Below are 18,823 nucleotides of genomic sequence, written 5' to 3' on the forward strand. Positions count from 1 at the left end.
GTTTTACGGCGCTGACAATAGTTTTTTTGAAAAAAAAGACTCAAGCGCCTATTTATCACTCAAAACACTCTGATTTGATGTTTTCCTAATCGATAAAAACAAAAAAGAGGCGCAAAAAACACCTCTTTTTATATTCACGTGACTCTGGTTTCTTATGCGTCTTTATATTTAAAAACTTCCCAAGCAATCAATATCATTGTTTTGCAACAATACGATTATCTTCTAGCGCCAATGTGACTAATTTACCCGGAATCAACTGACCAGAAAGAATTTGCTGGGCCAGCGGATTTTCAATCTCTTGCTGGATAGCCCGTTTCAATGGGCGCGCCCCATATACAGGATCAAAACCAGTTTCACTTAGTTTTTCCAATGCGGGAGATGTTATCTCCACCTGATAACCACGCTCTTCCAAACGCTGATATAAACGCTGCAATTGAATATTCGTAATCGATTTCAGATGTTCTTTTCCTAATGGATGGAACACAACCACTTCATCTACACGGTTGATAAACTCAGGTCTGAAATGATGACCAACCACCTCCATCACCATATCTTTCATCCCCATATAATCCAATGTACCAAAACGTTCTTGGATCATATCGGAGCCTAAGTTAGAGGTCATAATCACAACCGTGTTGCGAAAATCAACGGTTCTGCCCTGACCATCAGTTAAACGACCATCATCCAATACCTGTAGCAAGATATTGAAAACATCTGGGTGGGCTTTTTCAACTTCATCCAGCAAAATGACAGAATAAGGACGACGACGCACTGCTTCTGTCAGATATCCGCCTTCTTCGTATCCAACATATCCCGGAGGAGCACCCACCAGCCTTGAAACTGCATGTTTTTCCATAAACTCCGACATATCAATGCGCACCATAGCATCGTCACTGTCGAACAAGAAATTAGCCAGCGCCTTGCATAATTCTGTTTTACCCACCCCTGTCGGCCCCAAGAACATAAAAGAACCGATTGGGCGATTGGGATCAGATAACCCCGCTCTGCTACGACGAATTGCATTCGATACGGCACCAACGGCTTCATTCTGCCCTATCACGCGTTTATGTAATTCTTGCTCCATGCGCAGTAACTTATCTTTTTCACTTTCCAACATTCTGGAGACGGGAATTCCTGTCCAACGCGCAAGTATTTCAGCAATTTCAGCATCTGTGACTTTGTTACGCAGCAACTTCATATGACGATTTTCTGTTGTGGTTGCTGCTGCCAGACGTTTTTCCAACTCTGGGATTTTTCCGTACTGAATTTCAGACATTTTAGCTAAGTCACCGCTACGGCGAGCTCTTTCTAATTCAATACGGGTATTTTCTAATTCAGCCTTGATATTCTGAGTACCGCTAAGTTCAGCTTTCTCTGCTTTCCACTCTTCTTCCAATTCAGAATATTCACGTTCTTTTTCTGCCAATTCTTCGTTCAGCATCTCTAAACGTTTTTTACTGGCATCATCAGACTCTTTTTTCAATGCCTGTTGTTCAAGCTTTAATTGAATAACACGGCGCTCAAGGCGATCCAATGCTTCTGGTTTAGAGTCCATCTGCATACGCAGACTTGCCCCTGCTTCATCAATCAGGTCAATTGCCTTGTCAGGCAGCATACGATCTGAAATATAGCGATGAGATAAGGTTGCTGCCGCCACGATTGCCGGATCTGTAATTTGGACGTGATGATGCAATTCATATCGCTCTTTCAGTCCACGTAAAATAGCAATTGTGTCCTCAACAGTCGGTTCCGCCACATAAACTTTCTGGAAACGACGCTCCAGAGCTGCATCTTTTTCTATATACTGGCGATACTCATCAAGTGTTGTAGCCCCAACGCAATGCAATTCTCCACGAGCCAGAGCGGGTTTCAGCATATTGCCGGCATCCATTGCGCCTTCGGCTTTACCTGCCCCTACCATGGTATGCAATTCATCAATAAACAGAATGATAGAGCCTTCCTGTTTGGCAAGGTCGTTCAAAACACCTTTCAAACGCTCTTCAAATTCTCCACGATATTTAGCACCCGCTAATAACGACCCCATATCGAGAGACAGAACACGTTTGTTTTTCAGTCCTTCTGGAACTTCACCATTAACAATGCGTTGTGCCAAACCTTCAACAATAGCCGTTTTCCCAACCCCAGGTTCACCAATGAGGACCGGGTTATTTTTGGTTCTACGTTGCAATACCTGAATAGTTCGACGAATTTCTTCATCGCGCCCAATAACAGGGTCCAATTTACCTTGTTCAGCTCGTTCAGTCAGATCAACGGTATATTTTTTTAATGCTTGACGCTGGTCTTCTGCACCTTGATCATTCACTTTTTCACCACCACGCATTTGTTCTATTGCCTTAGTGATTTTATCTTTAGTTGCCCCCGCCGCTTTCAGCATGTCACTTAATGTTCCACGCTCTTCTATCGCTGCCAACACAAAGAGTTCAGAAGAGATAAAATTATCACCTGTTTTTTGCGCAAGTTTGTCACACAGGTTTAAATAACGTCCCAGTTCGTTGGATACCTGCACATCTCCCCCATTGCCCTCTATTTTCGGCAATCGGTTCAGAGCCTGATTCAGTTGATTATTGAAATTTCCCGTATCTACCCCTGCCGAGGCCAATAAAGGACGTATTGAACCACCTTCTTGATTAATTAATGCACACATTAAGTGAAGAGGTTCGATGAATTGATTATCACGCCCTAATGCGAGGGATTGGGCATCAGCGAGAGCAAGCTGGAATTTATTGGTAAGACGATCCAGACGCATAACACCTCCAATACTGGTCAGAATTTGCTACTGGAGACTAGATAAGGTCATTCCTTAAATATTCAAGGCCTTCTGAAAAGTTAATTGGAAACTTACCGCCATACGCCAAAGATCGTCCTGTGAAGTAGGTTATCGCAACCAGATTAAAGTTGCCATTCGCCCTGTATTCCCATCACGACGATAGGAGAAAAAGTTTTTTTCTTCCGTGACAGTACATGCGGTTCCACCAAAAATTCCTGTTATTCCTATTGACTGCAACTTTAATTTCGCCAGTAAATAAATATTTGCCAGAAACTTATCACCATAAGGTGTGAACGCTTGTGCCAGATCAGAATTGGAAGTGATGAAGGCGTCCCTAACCTCACTTCCCACCTCAAATTTCTCAGGGCCAATAGCAGGCCCCAACCACGCACGGATCGTGTCAGGTTTTGCACTAAATCGGGACACGGTATTTTCCAATACCCCTGCACATAACCCGCGCCATCCTGCATGAGCCGCTGCGACTTCATCACCAGAAATACTGCAAAAAAGCACTGGCAGGCAATCTGCTGTCATCACAGCACAAACCTGCCCTTGCTTATTCGTGTAAACGGCATCGGCCTGATTATTTACCCATGACTGGTCATCAAGTGTAATGACTCGCGTTCCGTGTACTTGTTCCAACCATGTAGGTTGCTGTGGCAATTGGGCATATTCAACCAACAACGCTCTATTTCGCTCCACGTATTCCGGAACGTCCCCAACATGACGACCTAGATTTAAACTGTCATATGGGGGCAGACTTACCCCACCCAAGCGGGTGGTACTGCAAGCACCAACATTATCAGGCTGCGGCCAATCAGGAAAAATCAGTGGTGTCATTTACCTACCAATCCATCTCATCTTTGAAAGTTTCAGCATCCGCTTTCATCACTGCAATCAATTTAACCATATCATCCGGTAATGGGGCATGCCATTCCATCTCAATTCCAGTGATAGGATGGTAAAGACGTAACATGGTTGCATGCAATGCCTGACGGTCAAAGTTGCGCATCACTTCGCGAAATTCCTCAGAAGCACCTTTTAAGGGACGAGGCCGGCCGCCATACAAAGGATCTCCCGCCAGCGGGTGTTTTATATGAGCCATATGCACACGAATTTGGTGTGTTCTGCCTGTCTCCAAACGCAGACGCAGACGAGTATGCGCCCGGAAATGCTCCATAACGCGATAATGGGTAACAGCAGGTTTTCCCATAGGATGCACGGCCATGTGGGTCCGTTTTGTCGGGTGGCGGGAAATAGGTTCTTCTACCATTCCCCCAGCCGTCATACATCCCAGCGCAACAGCCTCATATTCACGGGTTATTTCACGTAATTGCAAAGATTCTACCAGACGAGTCTGTGCCGGAACGCTTTTTGCCACAACCATTAGCCCTGTCGTATCTTTGTCAAGGCGATGAACAATGCCGGCGCGGGGAACATCTGCAATTTCAGGATAACGATATAACAAGGCGTTCAATATCGTACCGTCAGGATTGCCTGCTCCCGGATGAACGACCAAATCACGTGGTTTATTGATTACCAAAATATCGTCATCTTCATAGACAATATTCAGCTCGATATCCTGAGGCTCCCAACGTGCATCTTCTTCAATGATAGCATCAATGAAAATTTCTTCACCGCCCAGGACTTTTTCTTTTGGCTTGCTAATTAATTTGCCGTTAACTTGAACTTTATTATCCAAGATCCACTCTTTTATACGTGACCTCGAGTAATCAGGGAACAATTCAGCCAAAGCCTGATCTAAACGTTGACCAAGCTGAGATTCAGCGACTATTGCATTCAGTCGGATTTTTTGTGCCATATATAACTTCTATATTTTACGTTGAGTTTTGACGGCGAGGCCGTTTCATTTAAAATAATGTGCTATTGTAACCCCATATTTTGCCGGGAGCTTCACGGACAGTCTCCCAGAAAACACTCAGAGGATAATCAACACGTGATGATTCGCATGAAATATCTGGTGGCAGTGACCACATTGAGCCTGGTTCTATCTGGATGCTCCAGCAATAAGGATGCTGTTCCTGATATCCCGCCATCTCAAATTTATGCAATTGGGCAGGAAAAACTGCAAGAAGGTAACTATAAAATGGCTATCAAGCAATTGGAATCTCTTGATAACCGATATCCTTTTGGGCCGTATTCCCAACAAGTCCAGCTTGATTTGATCTATGCCTATTACAAATCAGCGGAATACCCTCTGGCTCTTGCATCCATTGATCGTTTCATGCGCCTGAACCCAACCCACCCTAATATTGACTATGTGCTATATATGCGTGGATTGATCTCGCAGGCTCTGGATGACAGTCCATTACAAGGCTTTTTCGGCGTTGACCGATCAAATCGTGATCCTGAACATGCCCGTGCCGCATTCCGTGATTTCAGCCAACTGGTACGTTACTATCCAAACAGTCAGTATTCGATCGATGCGACTAAGCGGTTAATATTTCTTAAAGAGCGTTTATCTAAATATGAACTTGCCGTTGTGCAATATTACACTAAACGCAGTGCTTACGTAGCGGTTGTTAATCGCGTAGAACAGATGCTACGAGACTATCCTGATACTAATGCCACTCAGGAAGCGCTCCCTTATATGAAGTTAGCTTATAAAGAACTAGGACTGACCGCTGAAGCCAATAAAGTGGTACAGTTGATTACTGCCAACCCCGCATGAATCTAATCTCATTAGATTTGAACAGGTGATCAAAAACAGTAGCTAAACGGCTACTGTTTTTTTATCTCTTGTTCTCTGTCTTGCAATCAACGAGTGAGCAATGAGTTATTGGGGGAGTTGTCAGGAATATCACTGCTGGGGGGTGATGGTACATTTCAGTGATGTTTGGTTACATCTATACTATTTTCACCCTGATTTCACCCTGAAAATAATTCACATTCCAGAACTATAACGTAATTTATAATTCCATAACTGACCGATAATGACGCATAATACTCTTCTTCGCAACAAATATTCTCCATATCTTCCTTGACCATCACAATTCTGTCACTCACTTCCGAAATCGCTCAATAAAAGTGACTTAGATCATTCTTTTTACACAAAATGACGCTATGCTGGATACATCAAAGACGGAGTAACATTAAAGAGGTAACTATATGTTAGTAAACATAACCAGCAAACAAATGGAAATTACCCCCGCAATTCGTAGCCATGTGGAAGACCGTCTAAATAAGTTGAGCAAATGGCAAGTCAATCTAATCAGTCCACATATCGTACTCTCAAAAGAACCGCAAGGATTCTTGGTTGATGCCACAATTGGCACACCAAATGGCACATTGGTGGCTAGTGCTAAGCATGAAGATATGTACGCTGCGATCAATGAACTGCTGACAAAATTAGAGCGCCAACTTAATAAAGTTCAGCACAAGGCAGAAGCCCGTCGTGCAGACAATAGTGTTAAAGAGTCTAATTTCAACTTAGAAGTATAAATATCATTTATCCTTTCCTGACGCGCTCAATGAGCGCGTTTCACTATCATTCACTATCATTTAACCCTCCAGCCTTCAAAAGCCTTTTGTTGACACTTCATGCTAAATAGGTTAATTAAAATAGAGTATTGAAACCATAAAGCAACGTGCTAACAGGCTAAATGATTATTAAACCGTCTTTCCTATTTTTCTTTTTTTTCGCCTTCTCATAAGGAGGTTGATTCGTTTCAAAGAAAATTTATGAAGACGAATAAAAACCTCCCATCAACAGGGAGGTTTTTTGTTTTACTGATCATCAACATATCCACAATGCACAGACTATGCTCAGAATAAAAATGTCAGGAACATATTATGGAACGAGATTTAGTTAGTTTACGAGAAGAAATTAGTCATATTGATGCAAATTTGCTAGATCTGCTTGCTAAGCGCCGACAATTAGCCAGTAACATCGCCCAGACAAAACTGCTCGATCATCGCCCTATCCGAGATAAAAATCGTGAACGAGAGTTATTAAACGTATTGATTGATAAAGGTAAAACTCGTGGATTAGATGGATTTTACATTACACGATTGTTTCAGATGATCATTGAGGATTCGGTTCTCACCCAACAGGCTTTATTACAGCAGCATCTGAATCAGACGCCTTACGATTCTGCCCGCATTACTTTTCTAGGGCCAAGAGGTTCATATTCTCATATTGCCGCTCGACAATTTGCTGCCCGCCACTTTAATCAGTTGGTTGAGTGCAGTTGTCATAAATTCTCAGATATTTTTTCATTGGTTGAGATTGGTCAGGCTGATTATGGCATCCTGCCACTGGAGAATACCAGCTCAGGAGCAATCAATGAGGTTTATGATTTATTGCAGCATACTCCCTTATCCCTTGTTGGGGAGATAACGCTGCCAATCAACCACTGTTTATTGATTGCCGGACAAACTGATATCTCAAGGATAAAAACTGTTTATAGCCATTCCCAGCCTTTTCAACAATGTAGCCAATATCTCAATAAATATCCTGATTGGAATATTATCTACTGTGAAAGCACGGCTGCTGCCATGCAAAAAGTGGCTGAACTCAACTCACCAGAAATAGCTGCATTAGGAAGTGAAGCCGGCGGCGCACTCTATGGATTGCATGTTTTGGAAAACCATCTGGCAAATCAGCATGAGAACAGTACTCGCTTCATTGTTGTTTCCCGCAAACCGATTGAAGTCTCCGATCAGGTTCCGGCCAAAACCACTTTTATCATGTCAACCGGACAACAAGCAGGATCGCTGGTTGATGCACTCATTATCTTAAAGAAACATGATATCCCCATGAGTAAATTAGAATCTCGCCCAATAAACGGCAAACCGTGGGAGGAGATGTTTTATATTGATGTGCAAGCCAATCTGCGTTCGATGAAAATGCAACTAGCATTAAAGGAACTAACGGAAATAACTCACTTTCTAAAAGTGTTAGGATCTTATCCCTCAGAAAATATCATTCCTATCGATCCTGTCTAACGTAAAAAACAAAACCGGATGTTCCCGTCCGGTTTTAATATTTTTTAATTACTTCAAAGTATTACACTCGGTTATCACTCGCCTGCTGCAACAGCACTCGGCTTTCTTTCATAAATCGAGAGGCTTCATCACCAAACCAATCACTCACTTGGTTAAAGCTTTCAATAAAAGCTGACTTATCTTGATGTTCCAATATTTCCAGAGCCTGCCCGAAACTCTGGTAATACCGGCGGATAAGTTCAATATTTTCAGGGCCTGACATAATAATATCAGCGTATAGTTGAGGATCTTGTGCGAACAATCGCCCTACCATCGCCAATTCTAACCGATATATCGGTGAAGATAGTGCAAGCAATTGCTGTAAATCGATACCTTCGTTTGCAAGATGCCGTCCGTAAGAAAAAGCCGTGAAATGACGCAACACCTGAATGAAGCCCATATTTTTATCATGATCCTCCGCGTTGATTTGATGCAATCTTGCTCCCCATACCGATATCTGTTCCAAAAGCCATTGATATGCTTCTGGATAACGCCCATCGCAATATACAACGACTTGTTTAGCAAAGCTGCCTACATCTGGCCCAAACATGGGGTGTAACCCTAAAACAGGCCCCTGATGTACATCAAGCATTGCATTTAACGGCCTTTGTTTAATTGAAGCTAAATCAACCAAAATGCATTGTTCTGGCAAAGGAGGTAACCGACGGATAATCTTCTCTGTCAAATGAATGGGAACACTGACGATCACCATTCCTGCTCCAGCTAATATTTGTTCGGCGTTCACCCAGTCATCAGCTTCGAGTACCCTGACTTCATAGCCAGACAGCGTTAACAATTGACCGAATAATCGCCCCATTTTGCCTGCCCCACCTACGATGACCACCGGCCCCAAGTGAGTACCGAGCTTTTTAAAGCCTTTGTTATTTTCACTGACATAAGACTCTCGCATAATTCGGCGCAAGATATCCTCAATCAAATCAGGCGAAACTCCCATCTCTTCCGCCTCCTGACGGCGGGAAGCCAGCATTGCCGCCTCCCTATCAGGCGCATAAATCGGTAAACCAAGCTGGCTTTTAACTTCACCAACTTGTGCGACCAGACTCATTCTTTTTACCAGCAAAGATAATAAGGTCTTATCCACCTCATCAATTTGCGCCCTCAACGGTGACAATTCTGTTGTCATATTGATTATCCTGCTTTTTCCATCGTCATATTTCGATTAGCCAAATGTGGAGCGATTTGTTGATGCAGTCTTCTCAATATTTGCGCCGTCGTTGGCCAATTAATACAGGCGTCGGTTACCGAAACACCATATTTCATCTGAGCATGGGGCTGTTCGGAGGATTGATTGCCCTCATTGATATGGCTTTCCAACATAATACCTGTGATAGATTGATTTCCGGACATTACCTGTTCAGCAACAGAATCCACCACGATACTCTGACGACGAAAATCTTTATTGGAATTACCATGGCTACAATCAATCATCAGTGATGGTATCAGCCCTGCTTTCGTCATTTGGCGTTCACAATCGGCGACATGTTCTGCACTGTAATTTGGCTCAGCGCCGCCACGCAATATCACATGCCCATTTGGATTGCCCTGAGTTTGTAGCAAACAAACTTGACCTGACTGATTTATTCCCATAAATCGATGAGGCATTGCGGCTGCTTTCATGGCATTAATTGCGGTATTCAGGTTACCATCAGTGCCATTTTTAAAACCGACTGGCACAGATAATCCCGATGCCATTTCGCGGTGAGTTTGAGATTCGGTCGTTCTGGCACCAATAGCTGACCAGCTAAAGAGATCCCCCAAATATTGGGGATTATTAGGATCAAGGGCTTCATTAGCCAAAGGCAATCCCATTTCCACCAAGTTCAACAACAGCCGACGGGCAATATGCAATCCCGCATCCATATCAAATGAACCATCCATATAGGGATCACTAATTAAACCTTTCCAGCCCACTGTTGTACGGGGTTTTTCAAAATAGACACGCATAACAATATACAGACAATCACTCAGTTCAGCAGAGAGTGCTTTCAAACGGCGGGCATAATCCAAGGCAGCATCCACATCATGAATTGAACATGGACCACATACCACTAATAAACGAGGGTCACGATGCTGAATAATATCAGCAATCGTATTACGCGCGTTTGTGATGGCATGCAGATCATTGCTACTCAGCGGATATTTCTGTTTCAATTCTTCGGGAGTGATGAGTACCTGTTCACCAAGGATATGAATGTTATTAAGAGCGTCTTTTTGCATGATCATTTCTACCTGCCTTGCTTTGTTTTGTCTGTTTAATGCTTTTTTAAGTGTCTGATGAATAACATACCATGAGTCGTAAAGAATACAATCCAAAAATGTAAATACCACCCATTAATCGTAAATATTACTTTACACTTAACGGCTATTGATACTATAAATACGCCAATAAATCATTGAGTATTAATTTCACTATAAAATATATAAAATTTTCTTAAAGTTAAATATATGTAAAAGGATATTTCACAACCATACAGAAATTGAAATATTTTATTAAATTATTGAAAATAATTTATTACATAAAAAATATCTTTAAAATCAAATAATAAAAATAAGATCTCAATCCCATTTTTATATAAACATTCTAATAATATTAATGTGTACTTTTAGTGTTGTTATAAAACCATAAAACAATATTTATAAAGGATAGCTGTATTCAATAGATTTCAAACTACAGCTAACCGCTTGGATGATGAAGAAATAATTTATGCAGATACAAGAGCCTGTATTACCAATTTTTATTTATTTTTTAATCACTTATTAAGGACAGATATGATAACGCTGCAATTCGCCATAATAATCATATGCTTATTGATCGGTACGCGTTATGCAGGAATGGGATTGGGACTGATCAGTGGTATTGGGCTTTTCATACTGACATTTGTTTTTGGCCTGGAACCAGGTAAGCCCCCTGTTGACGTGATGCTCACCATTCTTGCCGTGATCGGTTGTGCATCGGTATTACAAACAGCCGGAGGGTTAAATGTGATGATGCAATTTGCAGAACGCCTGCTGCGCCGTCACCCGAAACACATCACCATTTTGGCACCATTGACCACTTGGATGCTCACTTTTCTTTGCGGCACTGGTCATGTGGTTTATACCATGTTTCCAATCATTGGGGATATTGCCTTAAAAAAAGGTATTCGCCCTGAGCGGCCAATGGCTGTTGCTTCTGTGGCTTCCCAAATGGCGATAACAGCTTCTCCTGTATCTGTTGCCGTTGTTTCTTTGGTGTCAATTATTGCTGCCAGTCATGGTATCGGCCAAGTGTACGGGATCTTAGAAATTTTAGCTGTTTCAATACCGGCATCACTCACTGGCGTCATACTTGCTGCATTATGGAGTTTACATCGAGGAAAAGATCTTGATCAGGACGAAGAATTTCAAACGAAAATCAAAGATCCAAAGCAACGTGAGTTTATTTATGGCGGTGATGACACACTATTGGATCAAGTCTTTCCTAAACAGGCTTATTGGGCAATGTGGATTTTCTTTGCCGCAATTGCAGCCGTCGTTTTATTCGGTGTATTCACAGAATTACGCCCTTCTTTTGAAATAAGAGGCACATTAAAACCACTGTCCATGAATCTGGTGATCCAGATGGTGATGTTAATTGCAGGCGCCATCATATTGATGACCTGTAAGGTCAAAACCAATGAAATCGCCAATGGTGCCGTGTTCAAAGCGGGCATGGTTGCGATTTTTTCAGTCTTTGGTGTGGCATGGATGAGCGATACCTTCTTCCACTCACATTTAGGTGAATTAAAGTTAGTCTTAGAGGATATTGTCCAAGCACAGCCATGGACTTATGCGCTAGTGCTATTTTTGGTTTCAAAACTGGTTAACAGTCAGGCCGCTGCCTTAACAGCTATCGCACCAATGGGATTGCAGCTTGGGGTTGATCCTAAGCTTTTGGTTGCTTTCTTCCCTGCTGCCTATGGATATTTTGTTTTGCCCACTTATCCAAGCGATCTGGCTTGTATTGGTTTTGACCGCTCAGGTACAACAAAAATCGGAAAATTCATTATTAACCATAGCTTTCTCTTACCAGGATTAATTGGCGTTAGCTGTGCTTGTACAGTAGGCTATATTTCAGTCAGAATTTTTATGTAACTTACTGGTGTAACCCTAACTAAATAAAAAGGCCAGCAAATGCTGGCCTTCAACGATAACTTTCGGATGTAGCAAAGCGTATTATCTTGCGTTCAGACGCTCTTTAATACGAGCAGCCTTACCAGAACGCTCACGCAGGTAGTACAGTTTAGCTCTGCGAACAGCACCACGACGTTTAACGTTGATGCTGTCTACGACTGGGGAGTGAGTCTGGAATACACGCTCAACGCCTTCGCCGTTAGAAATTTTGCGAACAGTGAATGCAGAGTGCAGACCGCGGTTACGAATCGCAATAACCACGCCCTCGAATGTCTGCAGACGCTTTTTAGAACCTTCAACGACCCATACCTTAACTTCCACGGTGTCACCCGGACGGAATGAAGGTACGTCTTGCTTCATCTGCTCTTGTTCAAGTTGTTTAATAATGTTGCTCATAATAACTCTCTTACCCTAGGTAAACTGATATATCAAAGACATTCCTTCATGGGACATGTCTGGATTAATTCGTTGCCTGATCTTGATATTCCCGTTGGAATTCAGACAGCAACATCCTTTGCTCGTCAGTCAGAGCTAGGCTTTCTAGAAGTTCGGGCCTTCTTAACCAAGTTCGGCCAAGCGACTGTTTCATTCGCCAGCGATTAATTTCAGCATGGTTTCCCGACAGCAAAACCGGGGGAACTTCCATGCTATCCAACACTTCAGGGCGGGTATAATGCGGACAATCCAACAAGCCATCAGCGAATGAGTCTTCTTCTGCCGATGCTTGACGTCCCAATACTCCCGGAATAAACCGTGATATCGAGTCAATCATCGTCATTGCAGGAAGCTCCCCTCCGCTAAGAACGTAATCACCGATAGACCATTCTTCGTCAATTTCGGTTTGGATGACACGCTCATCAATACCTTCATAACGACCGCAAACCAGAATTAATTTCTCATTTGCTGCCAGCTCACAAACTCCTTGTTGATCGAGTTTGCGTCCCTGAGGTGAAAGATAAATCACCTTTGCACCATCACCCGCCGAAACTTTAGCTGCATGAATGGCTTCCCGTAATGGTTGCACCATCATCAGCATGCCTGGACCACCGCCATAAGGACGGTCATCTACAGTACGATGCCGGTCATAGGTAAAATCCCGTGGATTCCAGCATTCGATACTTAACAGGCCATTTTTTACAGCCCGACCAGTTACCCCGTAATCGGTTATTGCGCGGAACATTTCAGGAAACAGGCTAACAACCCCAATCCACATATTGTGTCCCACTCATTTAAACCGTCTTTATCGGAGATTAAAAACTAGGATCCCAATCTACCTCAATAGTTTTGGTAGCGAGATCGACTTTCTTGATAACCTGCCCATCAAGAAACGGAACCAACCGCTCCTTGATACCGAATGCATCTTTCAGGTTTGCTTTTATTACCATCACATCGTTAGAACCCGTTTCCATCATGTCATGGATGGTGCCAAAGTTATAACCTGTTGTGTTTATTACCTGACAACCAATAAGGTCTTTCCAGTAATAATCACCCTTTTCCAGATCTGGTAATAGGCCGGAATCCACCACAACTTCGCAGTTAGTCAGTAAATTCGCCGCATCCCGATCGTCAATATCTTTGATTTTGACGATAATATCCTGATTGTGGTGTTTCCACGCTTCCAGTTCAACGTGTTGCCACTGGCCTGCGCGTTGAATAAACCACGGTTGATATTCAAAAATGTCTTCGCTGTGTTCGGTGGAAGAAAAAACTTTGAGCCAACCACGAATGCCATACGCAGACCCCAATTTCCCCAACACGATTGGCTCAACCGGGTGCTTAAGGCCAGATTGTTTGCTCATTGTTGTCACCGTGACAGATTAAGCTGCTTTCTTAGCGTCTTTGATCAGTGCAGCAACACGATCAGACACAGTTGCACCCAGACCAACCCAGTGTTCGATACGGTCTAGATCTAAACGCAGAGCTTCTGCATTTCCTGAAGCGATTGGGTTGAAGAAACCAACACGCTCAATAAAACGACCGTCACGCGCATTGCGGCTATCGGTCACGACTACTTGATAGAACGGACGCTTTTTTGCGCCGCCACGAGCTAAACGAATTGTTACCATAACATCCTCATTAGTTAGCAAAACAACCAGACTCCATCGAGGAACGGAGTCCGGCTGTCCATTAAAAAGCCCGAAAATTTTACTCACTTTGGCGCAAAAAGCAATCCAAAGAACGTTTTCTTTCGCAACTTTGTTGATTATCGACCCATAAATCCTGGTGGCAGCATGCCTTTCATGCCCCGCATCATTTTTGCCAAACCACCTTTTTTCATCTTTTTCATCATTCGCTGCATTTCATCAAACTGTTTCAGCAAGCGATTGACATCCTGTACCTGTGTGCCCGATCCCGTCGCAATACGGCGCTTACGGGAACCTTTGATGATTTCTGGCTTTTCACGCTCTCTGCGGGTCATGGAATTAATGATGGCTTCCATTTTAACCAGAACTTTGTCATCCATTTGGGATTTGACCGCGTCAGGCATCTGCGACATTCCCGGCATTTTGCTCAACATGCTGGTCATTCCACCCATGTTACGCATTTGTTTAAGCTGTTCAAGAAAATCGCTTAAATCAAAGCCGTCACCTTTTTTCAGTTTAGATGCCAACTTTTCCGCTTGGGTACGGTCAACTTTGCTTTCAATTTCTTCGATCAATGAAAGCATGTCTCCCATGCCCAAAATGCGGGATGCAATGCGATCAGGGTAGAAAGGCTCCAACGCATCCGTTTTTTCACCAACACCGAGGAATTTGATGGGCTTACCCGTGATATGGCGGATGGAAAGTGCCGCACCACCACGCGCATCACCATCGACTTTGGTCAGAACAACGCCGGTTAATGGCAACGCTTCGTTGAAGGCTTTTGCGGTATTTGCCGCATCTTGCCCGGTCATCGCATCAACAACAAACAGGGTTTCAACAGGATTGATAGCTGCATGAACCGCTTTGATTTCATCCATCATCGCTTCATCAACATGCAGACGACCTGCGGTATCGACTAACAGCACATCATAGAATTTTAATTTAGCATGTTGGATCGCTTTATTGACAATATCAACGGGCTTTTCCTGTGGATCTGAAGGGAAGAAGTCAATTCCAACCGTTTCAGACAAAGTTTCAAGCTGTTTGATTGCCGCAGGTCGGTATACGTCAGCAGAAACAACCAAGACTTTTTTCTTATTTTTCTCTTTTAGCAACTTACCTAATTTAGCAACGCTGGTCGTTTTGCCGGCACCTTGCAAACCCGCCATGAGAACCACTGCGGGAGGCTGTGCGGAGAGGTTCAGTTCACTATTGACCTCTCCCATCGCCTTAACCAATTCATTCTGAACGATTTTGACGAATTCCTGACCGGGTGTCAGGCTTTTGTTAACCTCATGCCCCACTGCGCTCTCTTTGACTCGTGCAATAAAATCACGCACGACAGGCAATGCAACATCCGCTTCGAGCAAAGCCATACGAACTTCGCGCAGCGTATCTTTAATATTATCTTCAGTCAGCCGTCCGCGACCACTGATATTGCGCAATGTGCGCGATAGTCTGTCAGTTAAATTATCAAACATTGTCTCAGCTCAGATATCTACAAGTGGGTCTACCTGTAAGGCAAATTTCGCGAATTATAGCACGATGATGATGTGATCTCTGCAAAGAGATTCCCAAGTATAATTAACAACGGTTGGAGGCTACTCCTGCTAGCGGTATACTTAATTTTCAGGTTTAATTCATACCCAACGGATTTCAATTGCGAAAACGATAAACGTTATGCTGATATTCTCAATTATTGCCTTACTTGCCTATCTCATTAGCCTGATGCTCATCGTGCCAGGTTTACTGCGCCAACAAAACAGTTACCAGAGACTGGCTCTTTCTTTTGCAATTATAGCGTTAGTCACTCACGCAATTGCATTGAAATACCAAGTTTTTCATGTCAGTAGTGGGCAAAATCTGACGTTATTGAATTTAGGCTCAATTGTCAGTTGGCTTATGTGCATCATCATGACGGTTGTCGCTTTCCGTGGTCGTGCATGGTTTTTACTGCCGATTGTTTACAGCTTCGCCATGATTAATCTGATTCTGGCCAGCATGATGCCGGGAGAATTCATTACTCATCTTGAAGGTAGTGTCGAATTATTTATTCATATTGGGCTGGCATTACTTGGCTATGCCACCTTACTCATCGCAGCTCTTTATGCATTGCAACTGGGTTGGTTGGATTATCAGCTTAAAAATAAAAAACTCACATTCACGTCTGGAATCCCTCCATTGATGACAATTGAGCGAAAAATGTTTCACATTACCCAAGTTGGTGTAATTTTACTAACATTGACGCTATGTACTGGCATCATGTACATGGATGATGTTTTCAATAAAGAAAATATCCATAAATCTGTTTTATCTATTGTTGCATGGTTTGTTTACGTTATTTTGCTTTGGGGGCATTATCATGAAGGGTGGCGTGGCAAGCGCGTTATTTGGTTCAATCTGATTGGCGCATTTATTCTGACACTGGCTTTTTTCGGTAGCCGGCTATTACAGGAAATGATGGTTTATTAATAGGTTAAATTATCATTGCTGATTTGTATAAATATTAGGAAGGAATTCTGTTTTGGAGCATGTCTCAACAAGCACACTAATTATCATTCTTGTTGTTATGGTTATTGTTTCCGCTTATTTCTCTGCCTCAGAAACAAGCATGATGACAATCAACCGATACCGCTTGCGTCATTTGGCTAAACAAGGAAGTAATTCCGCACGCAGGGTTGAATCTCTACTGCGTCATCCGGACAGACTCATCAGCCTGATCCTTATCGGTAATAATCTGGTCAATATTTTGGCGTCCTCTCTTGCTACTATCGTTGGTATGCGGCTCTACGGCAATGCCGGTGTTGCTATTGCAACAGGTATACTCACGTTTGTTATTCTCATTTTTTCGGAAGTGATGCCCAAAACTATCGCAGCGCTTTACCCTGAAAGAGTGGCATTCCCAAGTAGCTTTCTGCTACGCCCGCTAGAAAAAATTATGCTGCCCCTTGTTTGGTCATTTAATAGGATCAGCTTACTATTTATGCGTTTCTTAGGCCTCAAAACCGCTGATATCCGCAATGATGCGGTCAGTAAAGACGAGCTACGCACAATTGTAAATGACTCAAACAGCAATCTATCACGCCGCAATCAGGACATGCTGATCTCTATATTGGATCTTGAGAAAGTCACCGTTGGTGACATTATGATCCCACGTAATGAAATTGTTGGTATTGATATTAACGATGATTGGAAATCTGTTATCAGACAACTGACACACTCTCCACATGGGCGCATTGTGTTATATCGGGATTCCCTTGATGACGCTATCGGTATGCTCCGAGTGCGTGAAGCCTATCGGCTGATGATGGAGAAAAAAGAATTTACAAAAAGAAATTTGATTAAAGCCGCAGATAAAATCTACTTCATCCCCGTTAGTACCCCATTGAATATCCAACTTATTAACTTCCAACGCAACAAACAAAAAGCGGGTTTGATTGTTGATGAATATGGCGATATTCAAGGACTAGTGACTGTCGAGGATATTTTAGAAGAAATTGTCGGCGATTTTACCACCTCCATGTCTCCGACTCTGGCAGAAGAAGTTCTCCCACAAAGTGACGGCACCGTTCTGATTGGTGGTACAACCAATATCCGTGAATTAAATAAGGCTTTCGGTTGGGCACTTCCTGAAAATGGGCCAAGAACAATGAATGGAATGATTCTGGAAGAATTGGGGGAAATCCCTGAATTGAACGCTCAAATACAGATTAGTGAATATAAATTTGAGGTACTTGCAGTACACGATAATGTTATCAAGCAAGTTCGTGTAACACCGATGAACAAAAGTGCAAAATAAAACATAAAATAGAGTGAATAAGTTAATTAAGCCGAATTAATAAACCTGATAATTGTCCATTAACTCTTCTAATAAAAGAAAACAGAGTTAACTTATTAATATAACTTATAACTTTATCATGCTAATACATTTTCAGTAAAATCGTTTAGACAGCAAAGAACAACGATGCAGGGCTAGCTTACTGCCAGCCCTGCAATGATATAAAACCGGTCTGACTGCTTAACGAGAACTTCACAGCCGAATAGGATGATCGTCGAGATACCGTATTTTATACAATATTTAACGAACTAAAATCTAACAAACTAAACCTGAAGCTCCACAAGCTTTTCTTCAGGTAATGCCAACTCATCGTTATAATTGACACGAACACCAGCATCAAGAATGCGTTGAGCAATACCCTGAGCTTCTTGCAATGAGTGCATTTCATATGTGCCGCATTGATAAATGTTCAATTCTGGGATCTGGCTCTGATTTTGAACTTTTAGCACGTCTTCCATTGCAGCTTTCCAAGCTTCAGCCACCCTCAATTCTTCTGGAGCACCAATCAAGCTCATATAAAAACCAGTACGGCATCCCATTGGGGAGATATCAATAATTTCAACACCATCGCCATTCAAATGATCGCGCATAAAGCCGGCAAACAAATGCTCAAGTGTGTGAATACCTCTTTCTGGCATCACTGCTTCATTAGGAACACAAAAACGCAAATCAAATACTGTGATAGTATCACCATGAGGCGTTTTCATCGTTTTGGCAACTCTAACAGCAGGAGCAGCCATGCGAGTATGGTCAACTGTAAAACTATCCAACAAAGGCATAATACTACCTCCTAAGGCATCAGATTTTTTACGAAAATTTTTTCAGATAGATGAAACCTTTCCATTTGCGGCTGGTCATAAGATATGAAGACGCGCAAAATTGTTATCATCCCTATTCTCTAAGATATCTTATTCGGCCACCACTGGTGGCCAT

17 protein-coding genes are annotated in these 18,823 nt (G+C 42.6%); 6 read left to right on the plus strand and 11 right to left on the minus strand.

Annotated elements, in window-relative coordinates; all coding sequences use genetic code 11:
* Positions 1-193: 193 nt before the first annotated feature.
* The 3 genes from clpB to rluD all read right to left on the minus strand — a co-directional run bounded on the left by clpB (position 194) and on the right by rluD (position 4,610).
* Positions 194-2,767: an ATP-dependent chaperone ClpB gene (clpB, locus tag PSI17_RS07175; RefSeq protein ID WP_273551323.1), complete on the minus strand. Its 2,574-nt coding sequence runs from the start codon at positions 2,765-2,767 to the stop codon at positions 194-196.
* Positions 2,768-2,896: 129 nt separating this feature from the next.
* On the minus strand, positions 2,897-3,628 hold the full coding sequence (gene yfiH, locus PSI17_RS07180; protein WP_273551324.1) for a purine nucleoside phosphorylase YfiH: 732 nt from the start codon (positions 3,626-3,628) through the stop codon (positions 2,897-2,899).
* 4 nt (positions 3,629-3,632) lie between these two features.
* On the minus strand, positions 3,633-4,610 hold the full coding sequence (gene rluD, locus PSI17_RS07185) for a 23S rRNA pseudouridine(1911/1915/1917) synthase RluD (RefSeq protein WP_273551325.1): 978 nt from the start codon (positions 4,608-4,610) through the stop codon (positions 3,633-3,635).
* 147 nt (positions 4,611-4,757) lie between these two features.
* Between rluD and bamD the strand changes: the two genes are divergently transcribed.
* The 3 genes from bamD (at position 4,758) to pheA (ending at position 7,756) form a co-directional block, all read left to right on the plus strand.
* Positions 4,758-5,480, plus strand: coding sequence for an outer membrane protein assembly factor BamD (gene bamD / locus PSI17_RS07190; RefSeq protein ID WP_273551357.1), 723 nt, complete (start codon positions 4,758-4,760; stop codon positions 5,478-5,480).
* Positions 5,481-5,917: 437 nt separating this feature from the next.
* On the plus strand, positions 5,918-6,250 hold the full coding sequence (gene raiA / locus PSI17_RS07195) for a ribosome-associated translation inhibitor RaiA (RefSeq protein WP_273551326.1): 333 nt from the start codon (positions 5,918-5,920) through the stop codon (positions 6,248-6,250).
* Between the two features lie 351 nt (positions 6,251-6,601).
* Entirely contained in the window at positions 6,602-7,756 is a 1,155-nt protein-coding gene (gene pheA, locus PSI17_RS07200) for a bifunctional chorismate mutase/prephenate dehydratase (RefSeq protein WP_273551327.1), read from the plus strand.
* A gap of 61 nt (positions 7,757-7,817) precedes the next feature.
* On the opposite strand, the gene tyrA is transcribed toward pheA, so the two are convergent.
* Positions 7,818-8,939: a bifunctional chorismate mutase/prephenate dehydrogenase gene (tyrA, locus tag PSI17_RS07205; RefSeq protein ID WP_273551328.1), complete on the minus strand. Its 1,122-nt coding sequence runs from the start codon at positions 8,937-8,939 to the stop codon at positions 7,818-7,820.
* Between the two features lie 5 nt (positions 8,940-8,944).
* Positions 8,945-10,039 carry a 3-deoxy-7-phosphoheptulonate synthase gene (locus PSI17_RS07210; RefSeq protein WP_273551329.1) on the minus strand — a complete coding sequence of 365 codons (1,095 nt, stop codon included), beginning with the start codon at positions 10,037-10,039 and terminating at the stop codon, positions 8,945-8,947.
* Positions 10,040-10,585: 546 nt separating this feature from the next.
* Here PSI17_RS07210 and PSI17_RS07215 point away from each other — a divergent pair.
* On the plus strand, positions 10,586-11,929 hold the full coding sequence (locus tag PSI17_RS07215) for an anaerobic C4-dicarboxylate transporter (RefSeq protein WP_273551358.1): 1,344 nt from the start codon (positions 10,586-10,588) through the stop codon (positions 11,927-11,929).
* A gap of 81 nt (positions 11,930-12,010) precedes the next feature.
* Here the strand turns inward: PSI17_RS07215 and rplS are convergent, their stop codons facing one another.
* From rplS to ffh, 5 genes are all read right to left on the minus strand, one after another.
* Positions 12,011-12,364, minus strand: a complete 354-nt coding sequence (gene rplS / locus PSI17_RS07220; RefSeq protein WP_273551330.1) for a 50S ribosomal protein L19 — start codon at positions 12,362-12,364, stop codon at positions 12,011-12,013.
* Positions 12,365-12,428: 64 nt separating this feature from the next.
* A complete protein-coding gene (trmD, locus tag PSI17_RS07225; RefSeq protein WP_273551331.1) occupies positions 12,429-13,181 on the minus strand; it encodes a tRNA (guanosine(37)-N1)-methyltransferase TrmD in 753 nt (250 codons plus the stop codon).
* Positions 13,182-13,218: 37 nt separating this feature from the next.
* A complete protein-coding gene (rimM, locus tag PSI17_RS07230; protein WP_273551332.1) occupies positions 13,219-13,767 on the minus strand; it encodes a ribosome maturation factor RimM in 549 nt (182 codons plus the stop codon).
* Positions 13,768-13,785: 18 nt separating this feature from the next.
* Positions 13,786-14,034: a 30S ribosomal protein S16 gene (gene rpsP, locus PSI17_RS07235; RefSeq protein ID WP_273551333.1), complete on the minus strand. Its 249-nt coding sequence runs from the start codon at positions 14,032-14,034 to the stop codon at positions 13,786-13,788.
* Positions 14,035-14,171: 137 nt separating this feature from the next.
* Positions 14,172-15,533 (minus strand): signal recognition particle protein, encoded by a 1,362-nt coding sequence (gene ffh / locus PSI17_RS07240; RefSeq protein ID WP_273551334.1) that lies wholly within the window; start codon positions 15,531-15,533, stop codon positions 14,172-14,174.
* Between the two features lie 199 nt (positions 15,534-15,732).
* Between ffh and PSI17_RS07245 the strand changes: the two genes are divergently transcribed.
* On the plus strand, positions 15,733-16,524 hold the full coding sequence (locus PSI17_RS07245; protein WP_273551335.1) for a cytochrome C assembly family protein: 792 nt from the start codon (positions 15,733-15,735) through the stop codon (positions 16,522-16,524).
* Positions 16,525-16,576: 52 nt separating this feature from the next.
* Entirely contained in the window at positions 16,577-17,851 is a 1,275-nt protein-coding gene (locus PSI17_RS07250) for an HlyC/CorC family transporter (RefSeq protein ID WP_273551336.1), read from the plus strand.
* A gap of 302 nt (positions 17,852-18,153) precedes the next feature.
* Here the strand turns inward: PSI17_RS07250 and luxS are convergent, their stop codons facing one another.
* Positions 18,154-18,669, minus strand: a complete 516-nt coding sequence (luxS, locus tag PSI17_RS07255) for an S-ribosylhomocysteine lyase (RefSeq protein ID WP_273551337.1) — start codon at positions 18,667-18,669, stop codon at positions 18,154-18,156.
* Between the last annotated feature and the right edge of the window lie 154 nt (positions 18,670-18,823).

This window comes from Xenorhabdus sp. IM139775 (assembly GCF_028598745.1).
Classification (GTDB): domain Bacteria; phylum Pseudomonadota; class Gammaproteobacteria; order Enterobacterales; family Enterobacteriaceae; genus Xenorhabdus.